The following is a 12,170-nucleotide window of genomic DNA, read 5'->3' as shown; positions in this document are numbered from 1 at the left end:
ATGCGAAGTTTTTCACCATGAGGCTTGACTGTGACGTGAGCCACTGAAATGATTCAGTGCAACACTGTTGCGCTTCTTGCAACCGTATTCCGATACCGAATCTTTCCCGCCTGCGGCATTACTTGCCCCACGGGTCCAGGAGAATTCCATGCACTCAGTATTCATAGACGAACTCGATGCCCAGACTTACGCCGAGAACGTAGCGCGTACCGGATCCACCATTATCATCCCGGCCGGAGCGACCGAACAGCACGGACCTCACATGCCACTGGGCGTAGATGCCATGCTCTCGCGTTCCATCGCAGAAGCCGTCGCGCAACGCACAGGTGCTTTGGTTGCGCCGGCGTTGAGCTACGGGTACAAATCCCAGCCCCGCTCCGGCGGCGGCAACCACCGCAAAGGCACCACCAGCCTCGGCGGCACTTCGCTTAGCTTGATGATTGAGGACGTAGTTGCATCCTTCATCTCCCAGGGCTTCGATAATGTTGTCGTCCTCAACGGGCATTTCGAGAACTACCAGTTCATCTACGAAGGATTGGACAACGCAGTAGCCAAGTGCCGAGCCGCCGGCGCGGCGTCGCGCGCCATCCTGCTGTCTTACTGGGACTTTGTCGATGAGGAAACCTTGGCCAAGGTCTTCCCCGACGGCTTCCTCGGCTGGGACATCGAGCACGGAGGCATCCTCGAAACTTCCTTGATGCTCCTGCTCCACCCGCACCTGGTAAACATGGATCGGGTTGTCGACCACCCGCCCGCTAAGCTCGCGCCCTATGACATCTTCCCGGAGGATCCGTCACGCACCCCGGACAGCGGTTGCCTCTCTTCTGCGAAGGGCGCCACGGCAGATCGCGGCCAGCTGCTATTCGAAACCGTCACAAACCAAGTTGCCGATGCACTCAAAGGCGAGCTGCTGCTGGGCAACATCAGCATCGAGGTGAAATAGCATGTCTGTGGATAGCTCGACATCCCAAGACAGGAAAAAGTCCGCGAAAGCACCCCGGACCCCTGAAGGCACTAAGAAGCAAGTTGAGGTACCACGTTTCATGGGGCGGCACATACCTCCCATGGATCGACTGCTCATTCGCGTAATCCCCCCAGTACTGATTATCGCCGTGATGATTTGGGTCCTGTCCAATCCAGAAGCCGCCTCAGCCGCGATTTCCGAAATGCGCACTTTCGTCACCGGAAAATTCACCTGGCTCTTCATCTTGTATTCAGTATTCACAGTGGTGGTGTGCATTTGGCTCTCCATGAGCCGAGTAGGCAAGATCCGTCTCGGTGGCCCGAATGCCAAACCGCAGCACAGCAAATTCGCATGGTATTCCATGCTGTTCGCTTGCGGCCAAGGCATCGGCTTGATCTTCTGGTCAGTTGCCGAACCAATTATGCTTCGCGATGAAAACCCCGTGATCCCAGCAGGGCCAAACGGTGGCGGCGAAGAAGGGGCCATTGTTTGGACCTACTTCCACTGGGGCTTGACCGCCTGGGCAATGTATTGCGCCGTTGCAGTGTGCTTGGCCTACTCGCATCACAACCTCGGCAAGACATTGACTTTTCGCGAGGCTACCGTGGATATGCTGCCCCGCTGGTCGCGACGCGGAGCCGGTGTCATCGTTGAGCTCCTGGCAATTATCGCGACCGTACTCGGCCTGGCTACCTCCTTCGGATTCGCAGCCATGCAGTTCTCCTCCGGCCTGACTTCCTTCACTGGATTAACCGCCAGCCCAATGATGTGGTTCATGGTCATTCTGATCTTCGCCGGCATCACCTCAATTTCGGCTATCGTCGGCATCAGCAAGGGTATGGCACGCATCAGCGGATTGAACTCGATCCTCAGTATCGTGCTGATCGCAGCGGTGCTGATTTTCGGCCCATCGCTGTACATCATCTCGAATCTGTCCCAGACCTTTGGCAGCTTCTTCACGAACTTCGCCAATATGAGCCTATGGAGCGATTCAGGATTGGCCACCACCACCCTGGATTCATGGCAAGACAGCTGGAATGGCTGGTGGACGGTCTTCATATGGTGCTGGGTTATTGCCTTCTCCCCATTTGTGGCCGGATTCATTGCCCGCATTTCGCGTGGCCGTACCATCCGCGAATTCGTTCTCGGCGTGACCATAATTCCTTCATTGATCGTGATGGTTTGGGTTGCAGTGATCGGCTCCGCAGCCCTCTACTACGATGACCAGACTAATCGTGGCATCAGCAGTGCAGTCGCCGAGGACACTTCCTCCGGCTTGTTCGTCATGCTTGACTCCGTGCCTGTCGTTGGCACGGTCTTGCTAGTTGTTTCCACCATCCTGGTGGCCACCTACTACGTGACATCCTTGGACTCTGGCATTTACGCACTCAGTGAATTCGTCTCCGCCCCGGGCAAATCCGGTCCAGTCTTCCGTGTAGTCCTCGTGCTGTCTGTCGCAACGGTGACCACCGTGCTGCTGACCATGGGCGGAACCGCGGTGGTCGATACGGTCCAAACTGGCACCATTATCGGCGCCTTCCCCTTCTCCTTCGTGATCATTTTGATGATCATCAATTTGATCCGGAGGCTGCTCAAACGAGACAAGGCGATCAAGCAGCTGGAAAAGGACATCAACAACCCCGACCCGAATCTGGTCTTCGTAGCCGACCCCGATGGCGGCGGAGCGATCCTCAAGGAAGACCCAGGACAGGACCCACAGAATTAAGCAGTAGAACCCGCATTGGCATGAAGGCCGCGATGCTCGCCATGATGAGCTTCGCGGCCTCCTGCATTACCTCGTGGTTTTCATATTCATGCAGGACAATTCCGATCTTGTGCACTGCAGAAAAAGTTTTCACAATCGCCCTTGACAGTGACGCAGGGCACACATAATTTAAATGCAACGGCGTTGCAGTGAGCGCAACACGTACTTCTTCTCCGGCGATTCCCATGAATCCTCGCAATCCATCTGATTGGGCCGGCCTCCCTTGACAGTTGATTTCCCACAAGGAGCCAAAACCATGACTACCGCCAATATCGCCACCAATGTTTCCGAACTGGCCCGACTGAAGACCCTGCACAACGGCGCCAAGGAGCAGCTGACCTTCTCGGATGCCGAGTTCGAGCGCCGCCTGGCCGGCCTGCGCCAGATCATGGCCACGAAGTCGCTGGACGCAGTCATCCTGACCAGCTACCACGGCATCAAGTACTACTCGGACTTCCTGTACACCACCTTCGGCCGCAACTACGCGCTGGTGGTCACCGCCAGCAACTCCACCACCGTCACCGCGAACATCGATGCCGGCATGCCATGGCGCACCAGCTACGGCGACAACATCGTGTACACCGACTGGAAGCGCGACAACTTCTTCTACGGCCTGCAGGAAGCACTTAAGCGCGACGGCGTGAAGGCAACCCGGATCGGCGTGGAAGACGACTTCCTGCCAGGCCGCACCCGCCAGCAGATCGCCGACACCTTCGACGGGGCGGCTCTAGTAGATGTTTCGCAGGACGCCATGCGCCAGCGCATGATCAAGTCCGCCGAGGAAATCGAAGTCATCAAGCACGGTGCGCGCATCGGCGACCTGGGCGGCGAAGCCATCAAGGCAGCGATCCGCGAAGGCATCAGCGAATACGAGGTCGCACTGATCGGCACCGAGGCGATGGTGCACGAGATTGCCAAGACTTTCCCGCACCGCGAAGTGCGCGATACGTGGGTCTGGTTCCAATCGGGCATCAACACCGATGGCGCCCACAACTGGGCCACCACCCGCAAGCTGGAGCGCGGGGACATCCTCTCGCTGAACTGTTTCCCGATGACCTCCGGCTACTACACCGCTCTGGAGCGCACCTTGTTCCTCGGCGAGCCGGATGCCCGCAGCCTGGAACTGTGGAACGTCAACGTCGAGGTCCACAAGCGTGGCCTGGAGCTCATCAAGCCCGGAGCGGTCTGCAAGGACATCGCAGCGGAGCTGAACGAAATCTACATCTCCCACGGACTGCTCCCGAACCGCACCTTCGGCTATGGCCACTCCTTCGGCGTGCTCTCGCACTACTATGGCCGCGAAGCTGGTCTGGAACTGCGCGAGGACATCGAGACTGTTCTGGAGCCGGGCATGGTCGTTTCGATGGAGCCAATGATCACCGTCGCTGATGGCGAGCCAGGTGCCGGCGGCTACCGCGAGCACGACATTCTGGTCATCGGCGAGGACGGCGGCGTCGAGAACATCACCAAATTCGGCTTCGGCCCGCAGAACAACATCATCGATGCCTAGGGGCAACTGATAACCGTGGGGCGGGGCCCGAGCCCCGCCCCACGGCTGCTTTAGCCATCTGGGGCGCAGCAAGCAGGGGGCTGTGCCTAGAACCGAAGACCACCCACCGGTCTGCCGGAACACTTCATCATTCCAGCGGCAAAGAAGCCAGCACTGGCCAAAGCCGTTGCCCTCCAGAGGCGGTTTCACCCCATGAACCATTCCAGCAACTCCCCACTGCAAGCTCCCACCGGAACCACGGCCGCAGCGGCCACCGGCGTGCCCCAGTCCCGCACCATTGACGCGAAGACCCGCCGCAAGGTGATCGCTGCCAGCTTCATCGGCAACTTCGTGGAATGGTTCGACTACGCGGCCTACGGCTACTTCGCCGTCACCATCGCCGCCGTATTCTTCCCCAGCGACGACCCCCAAGCTGGTCTGCTGATGACTTTCGGGGTATTCGCCATCTCCTTCCTGGTCCGTCCTGTCGGCGGGTTCATATGGGGGCATCTGGGCGACAAGATCGGCCGGCGTGAAGCCCTGTCGTGGTCGATCCTGCTGATGACCGGTGCCACCTTCTGCATAGCGCTGCTCCCCGGCTACGCATCCATCGGTTTTGGCGCGCCCCTGCTGCTCCTGGCCCTGCGTCTGGTCCAGGGCTTCTCTGCCGCCGGCGAGTATGCCGGCGCCTCCGCCTTCCTGGTCGAGTACGCGCCGGCCAACCGGCGCGGCCTGTACGCGGCAGTGGTTCCGGCGAGCACTGCCACCGGCCTGCTCTTCGGCTCACTGATGGCCGCCGGGCTGACCGGGTTGCTGTCAACCGGGGATCTGGAGTCCTGGGGATGGCGCATACCGTTCTTGCTAGCTGCGCCCATGGGGCTGATTGGCCGCTATATCCGCACCAAGCTGGAGGATTCGCCAGCTTTCCTTGAAGCATCCGAGTCCTCCACTCCTGAGGGATCCCCAGTCGGATCGTTGCTGAAGAACCACTGGCGCCAGCTGGTCCAGGCTGCGGGCGCAGTGCTGCTGAACGCCGTCGGGTTCTACGTCATCCTTTCCTACATGCCGACCTATCTCTCTGAAGAGCTCGGACTGGACGCCACCCGTTCCTACCTGGCAACGACAGTTGCACTGTTGACCTACGTCGGATTCATCTTTGTCACCGGCATGCTTTCGGATCGCTTCGGCCGCAAGCGTGTCTTGATCAGCGCATCGATTCTGTTCATCCTGTTCACCGTTCCTGCATTCATGGCCTTGGAATCGGGAAACTTCTTGGTCATTGTCTTGGTCCAGGTCCTGCTCGGCGCGATGCTCACGCTCAACGACGGCACCCTTCCGAGCTACCTCGCGGAAATGTTCCCCACCAAGGTCCGCTATTCCGGCTTCGCGGTGTCGTTCAACCTCTCAAATGCATTGTTTGGCGGAACGGCGCCATTCGTGGCCACATTACTGATTGCCACTAGCGGCAACGTCCTTGCCCCCGGCTGGTACTTGATGGGCGCAGCGGTGATTTCGCTGGTGGCGGTGGCCTGCTCGGTCGAAACCAGCCGCAAACCACTGGTTTGAGCCGTAGGATAGTAGCAACTCAGGAGGGGAAATGACTGAAATTCGCAGTGAAACCCGAGGCACCTCGGTGATCGTCAACGTGCTCGATGTGCTCCGTTGCTTCACCGTTGAGCGCCCGGTAGTGGGCGTCACCGAAATCGCGGAGCAGGTCGGCCTCCACAAATCGAGCGTCTCGCGCATTCTGGCCACCCTTGAGCAGGAACGCGTTGTGGATCGCGACGCGGAAACCCGCAAGTACCGCTTGGGTGTCGGCCTGATTGCCATTGCCGGACCATTGCTTGCCAACCTGGACGTGCGGCAGGTGGCTTACCCCATTCTGGAAGATCTGCGTGAAGCTACCGGCGAGACCGCTGTACTGAACATCTGGGACGGCAGCGAGTCGATTTCGGTAGAACAGCTGCCTTCAACCCATCTGGTCAAGCACACCTCGGTCATGGGGTCGCGGTACCGTTCGGGGCTGAGCGCTACCGTCCAGGTATTCCTCGCCAATGAGGATCCAGCACGCCGCGCGGAGCTGATCTCCAACGGAGAGATCGATCTTGCCGGCACGGCCCCCGCCGAATACCAGGCACGCCTGGATCTTGTACGCGAGCGGGGCTACGCGGTCAACTACGGCGAGACCTCCGCCGAGGAGGTCGGAGTGGCCGCAGGAATTCTCGATCACCGCGGTGAACTCGTCGCCTGCGCCATGACCGCCGCTCCGTTCTACCGCATCGGCGCCGATGAGCTGGAGCAGCTCTGCTCCAGCACCCGCACCGCAGCAAGGCGAATCAGCACCAGGCTGGGATACCAGGCGGAGGGATAGCCATGGATCCGTTTGAAGCGCGCGATGCCCATGCCTTCGACTACGGTATGCACGAAGGGTCAGCTATGAAAGTCAGCCACCACTTCGCCGGGCATACCGGGATGCCAGTAGCCATCCAGACCTGGGTGATCGAACCAGGCGGATTCGAGGGCTTCCATCGCCACGAGGGCGAGAGTGCTTCGCAGGAGTTCTACCAAGTGCGAGAGGGTCGGGCGCTGATGCGGGTCGGCGAGCGCGACTACGAGCTGGGCCCGGGCGACAGCATCTTGGCCGATGCAGGGGTGGACCACGACCTGCGAAATACCGGCGGCACTGGCCTGCGCGTGCTCACGGTTTAGGTCCCGCCACGCAAAGCCGACTTCTCAGCCTTCGGCTCGCAGCAGATTACCCAGCGCGGTCAACCAGGCGGACTGGCTTAGCTGGGAGTTTGCCCGAGGGCCTTTTGCCACCCCTCGCCCCGGTGCTGAAGTGGTTCCATGGATTACAACATCGGCTATTTCGTCGGTTCGCTCGCCACGAACTCCATCAACCGCGTCCTGTCCAAGGCCCTGATAGCCCTGGCACCTGAAAACCTCAGTTTCACGGAAATCCCGATCAGCGATCTGCCCTTGTATAGCGCTGACTACGATGATAATTATCCCGAAGCCGGGACCGCGCTAAAGACCGCCATCGAGGCCTCGGACGGCCTGCTATTCATCAGCCCGGAGTACAACCGTTCAATTCCCGGTGCGCTGAAAAATGCCATCGACTGGGGTTCGCGGCCCTGGGGCACCAACTCCTTCGCCCGCAAGCCCACCGGCCTGCTCGGCGCTTCGGTCGGAGCCATCGGTACCGCGGTCATGCAGTCCAGCATGCGCAGCGTCCTCAGCTTCCTGGATGCCCCGCAGCTGAACTCCCCCGAGGTCTACCTGCAGTACCGTCCCGAAGACTTCGGCGAGGACGGGAGCATCAGCAACCCGGACACCCAGAAGTTCCTGGCCCACTACATGGGCGAATACGCGGCGTTCGTTGAGCGTGTGCTCGATGCGACAGCTGCGGGTCATATCGGAGACGAAGGAATGTAGCCGCCTCCAACGTCCACTAGCCGCGCGAGTATTCGGCAAGGCAGACTCCGGAGGCAAAAGACTGCATGTTCTCCAGCTTCCAGCGATCCGGGGCATACCCGGTGTCCCCGAAGAGCCTGATACCCGACCCGAACATCACCGGCTGCACTTTCAGGGCCAACCTGTCGATGTCCGGCCGGAGTCTGGCGGCCAATTGCCCTCCGCCGCACAGCCAGATGCCGTCACCCGGTTGGGATTTGAGTTCCCCGATGACCTCTCGCGGATCCGCGCTGGTGAACTGCACCTCTTGGCTTCCTGGAGGTGCAGAGTGCTCGCGCGTGAAAACCATCTGCCTCAGATGCGAGTAAGGGCTGGGCAGTGCTGGCAAGCCGACAGCGTAGGTATTCCAGCCCATCAGCACCGTATCGAAAGGGCACCCCTCGATAGGCAGTCCAGCCGACTCTGCCAGCTGGGTCGGCGCGGTGCCGCGGTAGCGGTCCCAGATGGGCGCCGCATGGTCACCAGCCACCGCGAAAGCATCGAATTCACCGTTAGGACCGGCAATGTACCCGTCCAAGCTCACTGCAACGAAGTAGGTTAGTTCTCTCATTGATTCTCCCTTGGTTCGAAGACGGGATCGTCTGGGAAATTGAGCCAACCCTACAGCATGGCCTGTTGGGAACTTGGGAGAATGCGAAAAAGCCGGGAAACATCATTTCTGATGTTTCCCGGCTTGTTTCCATTTGGTGGAGGTAAGGGGATTCGAACCCCTGACCTTCTGCATGCCATGCAGACGCGCTACCAACTGCGCCATACCCCCAAATGAGGTGGTTTTCCGCAGTTTGAACAACCGCTGAACCGAGATAAAACTCTACCGGAGCACTGCCGAAAACGCCAAATCGGCCATTCGAGATGCTGGTCACACTCCGCTATTCACACGGTGCTCCCCAAGTGGAAGAATATGGGTCGGGACCTGCCGGCCCCACCCACTCCTTCGAAAGGCGCAATCCCATGACCATCGGACTGACCCCATACCTGCGTTTCGCCGGAGACGCCAAGGAAGCAATGGAGTTCTACCACCAAGTACTCGGTGGCGAGCTTTCCATGATGACCTTCCAAGAAGGCATGAATGACAACAATCCGGCCGTTGCCGACCAGATTATGCACTCCTCGCTATTCGTTGAACGCGGCCTGCACTTCATGGCCTCGGACACCCCGCCCGAAATGGACGCGCGGGGCAATGGCGTGATCGCGCTCAGCAGCGACGGGACGGCCGGAGCCGACGCGGAGACCCTGACCCGGTGGTGGGAAGGATTGGGCGAAGGCGGCCAGATCAACATGCCATTGGAGCGGGCCCCGTGGGGCGACTCTTTCGGCGAGCTGCGCGACAAGTTCGGCGTGGTCTGGATGTTCAACATCACCGCGGTGGCAAGCTAGCCGAAGCAGCTAGTGGGTGCGCGCCTGCTCGCGGGCTTCCAAAGCTTCGCGGCCTACGAGCAGGCCAACCTTCTTCGCGCGGATCTGGGTTATCCACGCTATCAGCAGGCCCAAAGCGGCCAGTCCAGCGCCGACCACAGATGGGGCGCGGAATCCGTAACCGGCGGCAATCACCGCGGCACCCAGGGCGGCGCCCAGCGCGTTGGCAACATTCAGCGCGGAGTGGTTCAGCGAAGCAGCCAGCGACTGCGCATGCGGGGCCGAATCCATCAGCAGCGTCTGCAACGCAGGGATCAGCAGGGAACCCACCGCGCCCATCACGAAGACCATGATCATCGTCGGAACCACCCAGCTGGTCACGGCCGCGAAAATCAGCATGGTGGCGATCATGAAAACGGAAGAAAGCTTGATCGCGCCGAAGATCGACCAGTCGGCAAGCCTGCCACCGGCCAGCGAACCAACGACCATGCCTACGCCATAGAGCGCCAAAGCCAACGGCACCAGCTCAATTGGCAGTCCTGCTTCTTCGGTCAGCGTGGGCGAAATGTAGGAGTACACCGCGAAGAATCCGCCGAAGCCGACAATGCCGGTGAGCATCGCCAGCCACACCTGGGCACTCTTCAAGGCGGTCAGCTCGCGGCGGATGCTCGCCCCGGCATCGGTCTTGCGCCATGGGACGAACAAGCTAATCAGCACAGCGGTCAACACGCCGATCGCAGTGACGACCAGGAACATCGAACGCCAGCCGTATTCCTGGCCGAGCCGGGTCACCAACGGGACACCGGCAACGTTGGCCACCGAGAGCCCGAGCATCACCCAGGCAATGGCGCGTCCGCGCATCGTGGCCGGAACCAGGCTGCCGGCAAGCACACCGGCCAGTCCGAAGTAGGCCCCATGCGGCAGGCCTGCAAGGAAGCGGGTCACCAGCATGGTGTTGTAGTCCGGAGCGAAGAATGAGGAGAGGTTGGCGAGCGTGAAGAAGAGAATCAGCAGCTGCACCGCACGCTTGCGCGGGATCTTGGCAGCCAGCGCAGTGAGCACCGGGGCGCCCACCACCACGCCGATTGCGTAGGCGCTGATCATCAGGCCCATCTGCGCATAGCCCACTTCCAGATCAGCGGCACCTTCCTGGAGCAAGCCCATCATGGCAAACTCAGTGACACCGATGCCGACGCCGCCCATGGCCAAGGCAACAATTGCCAGCAGTAGTTTTCCGCCAGATACATAGGCAGTCATTCAATTTCTCAATTCATGGCAGGGTCTTGGGAAGCGGCTCCCTCGGCGCTCTTATCCATCGTAGTGACTGCATCGGGCGACAGTGGCAATCCCCGAGCGGAAAATTACGAATCCCACAGTATTTTGTGCCACTGTATTAAGTCCTATGCCTCATTCATCGCACCATCGCCTGTCGGCCTCGCGAATAATCGCGAGGTTCTTCTTTGTCATGCTCTGTCTCGCGCTGGCCGGGCTAATGGTGTTCCACCAGCAGATCCCCGATGTCCTGGGTCTCGGATTGATCGTCGATAACCTGGCCCCGTGGATGGGCCTCGGAATTCCAGTGCTCTTGCTGATGGCCTTGGTGGTGCGCGGACGCATCAGCTTCATCGGCCTGCTCGTACCGGTCGTTGTTTGGGCTGTGCTCTTCGGGCCGGCGTTCCTGCCTTCGGACCGGCGCGCACCAGAAGCTTCCCTGCTGGTTGCCACGCAAAACGTCCACGAGTCTGCGGGCGTGCAAGCCGCCCGCGAATTGGCAGCCAACGGCGCGCAGGTCATCACCCTGCAGGAAATCGGTGAAGGCCAAGAGCCGGAAATCACCGCCGAGCTCGCCCAATCCCATCCTTACAGCTACATGGTCAGCACCGTAGGCGTGTGGAGCGCCTATCCGCTGAAGAATCCAGAGCCCCTGGATCTGGGGCTGGGTTGGGACCGCGCGTTGCGGGTGGACGTGGCCAGCGAAAAAGGGGATGTCCGCCTGTACGCTGTGCATGCGGCGTCGGCCAGGCCTACCGGCCATCACGAGCGGGACATGATGCTTGCTTCCTTGGCCGGCTACCTCGCCGATGACGATTCTGCGAAGATCGTTGCCGCCGGAGACTTCAACGCCACCAGCTCCGACCGCCACTTCGCGCCGGTCGCTAACCAGCTGGAGGAAGCCCACTACAGCGACTGGGGCTTGGCCCTGACCTGGCCGCGGTCCCTGTTCCCGATGCTCGGCATCGATCATGTGATGCTGCGCGGCGTCGAATCAGCAGGCCTGGAGCGGCTGGAAATCGCCGATTCCGATCATTACGCGCTCGCTGCCACGATCGATCTGGGGAACTAGTTCGCTTCCAGCCCGGTCTGGCGCAGCGTGATGTTAATGCGTCCGCCGCCAAGGCCCAGGCCTGCAGGCGCGGTCCCGGCATGGATCTTGCTCACCCCGTGATAGGCGAAGCGTGAGGGGCCGTCGAAGACGAACAGGTCCCCCGAAGCCAGCCGGATCTCTTGCCATGGCCGGTTGCGGTTCTCGGTATTGCCCAGGCGGAATGTTGCCGAATCGCCGATGGACAGCGAAACCACTGGGGCGTTGATGCGTTCTTGCGCATCCTGGTGCATGCCCATGGCGGCCTGCTCGTCGTAGTAGTTCACGATAGCCGCATCGGGCTGGTAGTCCTGCGCGCGCTGCAGGTCACCAGTAGCTTCTGCGACCGCTTGCTTGCCCAAGCGGACCAGCCAGTCTTCCATGGGCGCCACTGATTGCCCGTCCAGGTCGTCAGCGGTCTTGGAGTAGCGGTTCGGGCTCCAATGCCATCCCAGGCACAAGCTCTGCACGCTCATCGGATGGCCGTTGACGGCTGTGCGGTGCGGCGGAACAGGCCCGCTGCCCCATTCGAAGAAGCGCCGGACGATCCACTGCTGCGCGGGCGCGTCCAGCCACCCCGGCAAGTGCCAGGCTCCTGGGCGCAAGGCTCCCCCGGTACGGGGCAGTGCACTGTCGTCGAACAGGGATTCCATGTTCCCAGCGTGCCCGTTGCAGGCAGAACTCGGCAAGTCTCCCGCGTATTCGCTCACTGAACTTTGCAGGATCAGCCAGGCCGGTGCCTCGCAACAATATTTACATT

General features: G+C 60.6%; 12 protein-coding genes and 1 tRNA gene. 9 read left to right on the top strand and 4 right to left on the bottom strand.

Translation table 11 applies throughout. The features are described 5' to 3' along the window. Positions 1-148: 148 nt before the first annotated feature. From ACP3TE_RS11245 to ACP3TE_RS11215, 7 genes are all read left to right on the top strand, one after another. The gene (locus ACP3TE_RS11245) at positions 149-943 is read left to right on the top strand and encodes a creatininase (RefSeq protein ID WP_426733586.1); all 795 of its coding nucleotides are present in this window, start codon (positions 149-151) and stop codon (positions 941-943) included. Between the two features lie 121 nt (positions 944-1,064). Further along, positions 1,065-2,690 carry a BCCT family transporter gene (locus ACP3TE_RS11240; RefSeq protein ID WP_426733585.1) on the top strand — a complete coding sequence of 542 codons (1,626 nt, stop codon included), beginning with the start codon at positions 1,065-1,067 and terminating at the stop codon, positions 2,688-2,690. Positions 2,691-2,985: 295 nt separating this feature from the next. Continuing rightward, positions 2,986-4,239 (top strand): aminopeptidase P family protein, encoded by a 1,254-nt coding sequence (locus tag ACP3TE_RS11235; RefSeq protein ID WP_426733583.1) that lies wholly within the window; start codon positions 2,986-2,988, stop codon positions 4,237-4,239. Between the two features lie 192 nt (positions 4,240-4,431). Further along, on the top strand, positions 4,432-5,784 hold the full coding sequence (locus tag ACP3TE_RS11230; RefSeq protein ID WP_426733581.1) for an MFS transporter: 1,353 nt from the start codon (positions 4,432-4,434) through the stop codon (positions 5,782-5,784). 31 nt (positions 5,785-5,815) lie between these two features. Continuing rightward, the gene (locus tag ACP3TE_RS11225; RefSeq protein ID WP_400341169.1) at positions 5,816-6,589 is read left to right on the top strand and encodes an IclR family transcriptional regulator; all 774 of its coding nucleotides are present in this window, start codon (positions 5,816-5,818) and stop codon (positions 6,587-6,589) included. A gap of 2 nt (positions 6,590-6,591) precedes the next feature. Next, positions 6,592-6,927, top strand: coding sequence for a cupin domain-containing protein (locus ACP3TE_RS11220; RefSeq protein ID WP_426733579.1), 336 nt, complete (start codon positions 6,592-6,594; stop codon positions 6,925-6,927). A gap of 138 nt (positions 6,928-7,065) precedes the next feature. Next, complete coding sequence (locus ACP3TE_RS11215; protein WP_400341173.1) at positions 7,066-7,653, top strand: NADPH-dependent FMN reductase; 588 nt, start codon at positions 7,066-7,068, stop codon at positions 7,651-7,653. 16 nt (positions 7,654-7,669) lie between these two features. Here the strand turns inward: ACP3TE_RS11215 and ACP3TE_RS11210 are convergent, their stop codons facing one another. Both ACP3TE_RS11210 and ACP3TE_RS11205 read right to left on the bottom strand, forming a co-directional pair. Further along, positions 7,670-8,242, bottom strand: coding sequence for a dihydrofolate reductase family protein (locus ACP3TE_RS11210; RefSeq protein ID WP_426733577.1), 573 nt, complete (start codon positions 8,240-8,242; stop codon positions 7,670-7,672). Positions 8,243-8,376: 134 nt separating this feature from the next. Continuing rightward, a tRNA-Ala gene (locus ACP3TE_RS11205) sits at positions 8,377-8,452 on the bottom strand. Between the two features lie 191 nt (positions 8,453-8,643). Between ACP3TE_RS11205 and ACP3TE_RS11200 the strand changes: the two genes are divergently transcribed. After that, on the top strand, positions 8,644-9,069 hold the full coding sequence (locus tag ACP3TE_RS11200; protein ID WP_426733576.1) for a VOC family protein: 426 nt from the start codon (positions 8,644-8,646) through the stop codon (positions 9,067-9,069). Positions 9,070-9,078: 9 nt separating this feature from the next. Here ACP3TE_RS11200 and ACP3TE_RS11195 read toward each other — a convergent pair whose 3' ends face one another. Beyond that, positions 9,079-10,305, bottom strand: a complete 1,227-nt coding sequence (locus ACP3TE_RS11195) for an MFS transporter (protein ID WP_105656358.1) — start codon at positions 10,303-10,305, stop codon at positions 9,079-9,081. Between the two features lie 208 nt (positions 10,306-10,513). On the opposite strand from ACP3TE_RS11195, the gene ACP3TE_RS11190 reads away from it, so the two are divergent. Beyond that, the gene (locus tag ACP3TE_RS11190) at positions 10,514-11,392 is read left to right on the top strand and encodes an endonuclease/exonuclease/phosphatase family protein (protein ID WP_388023018.1); all 879 of its coding nucleotides are present in this window, start codon (positions 10,514-10,516) and stop codon (positions 11,390-11,392) included. On the opposite strand, the gene ACP3TE_RS11185 is transcribed toward ACP3TE_RS11190, so the two are convergent. Further along, positions 11,389-12,063 carry an alpha-ketoglutarate-dependent dioxygenase AlkB family protein gene (locus ACP3TE_RS11185; RefSeq protein WP_426733573.1) on the bottom strand — a complete coding sequence of 225 codons (675 nt, stop codon included), beginning with the start codon at positions 12,061-12,063 and terminating at the stop codon, positions 11,389-11,391. The two genes, ACP3TE_RS11190 and ACP3TE_RS11185, sit on opposite strands and share 4 nt — an antisense overlap. Between the last annotated feature and the right edge of the window lie 107 nt (positions 12,064-12,170).

It is taken from the genome of Glutamicibacter sp. 2E12, from assembly GCF_050030965.1.
Classification (GTDB): domain Bacteria; phylum Actinomycetota; class Actinomycetes; order Actinomycetales; family Micrococcaceae; genus Glutamicibacter.
This window is presented reverse-complemented; position numbering and strand designations above follow the sequence as displayed.

What these genes read in the sequence shown, in the direction of transcription:
- ACP3TE_RS11195 (WP_105656358.1), bottom strand. Translation starts at nt 10,305, where the DNA reads ATGACTGCCTATGTATCTGGCGGAAAACTACTGCTGGCAATTGTTGCC.
- ACP3TE_RS11200 (WP_426733576.1), top strand. Translation starts at nt 8,644, where the DNA reads ATGACCATCGGACTGACCCCATACCTGCGTTTCGCCGGAGACGCCAAG.
- ACP3TE_RS11240 (WP_426733585.1), top strand. Translation starts at nt 1,065, where the DNA reads ATGGATCGACTGCTCATTCGCGTAATCCCCCCAGTACTGATTATCGCC.
- ACP3TE_RS11235 (WP_426733583.1), top strand. Translation starts at nt 2,986, where the DNA reads ATGACTACCGCCAATATCGCCACCAATGTTTCCGAACTGGCCCGACTG.
- ACP3TE_RS11220 (WP_426733579.1), top strand. Translation starts at nt 6,592, where the DNA reads ATGGATCCGTTTGAAGCGCGCGATGCCCATGCCTTCGACTACGGTATG.
- ACP3TE_RS11190 (WP_388023018.1), top strand. Translation starts at nt 10,514, where the DNA reads ATGCTCTGTCTCGCGCTGGCCGGGCTAATGGTGTTCCACCAGCAGATC.
- ACP3TE_RS11185 (WP_426733573.1), bottom strand. Translation starts at nt 12,063, where the DNA reads ATGGAATCCCTGTTCGACGACAGTGCACTGCCCCGTACCGGGGGAGCC.
- ACP3TE_RS11230 (WP_426733581.1), top strand. Translation starts at nt 4,432, where the DNA reads ATGAACCATTCCAGCAACTCCCCACTGCAAGCTCCCACCGGAACCACG.
- ACP3TE_RS11210 (WP_426733577.1), bottom strand. Translation starts at nt 8,242, where the DNA reads ATGAGAGAACTAACCTACTTCGTTGCAGTGAGCTTGGACGGGTACATT.
- ACP3TE_RS11215 (WP_400341173.1), top strand. Translation starts at nt 7,066, where the DNA reads ATGGATTACAACATCGGCTATTTCGTCGGTTCGCTCGCCACGAACTCC.
- ACP3TE_RS11225 (WP_400341169.1), top strand. Translation starts at nt 5,816, where the DNA reads ATGACTGAAATTCGCAGTGAAACCCGAGGCACCTCGGTGATCGTCAAC.
- ACP3TE_RS11245 (WP_426733586.1), top strand. Translation starts at nt 149, where the DNA reads ATGCACTCAGTATTCATAGACGAACTCGATGCCCAGACTTACGCCGAG.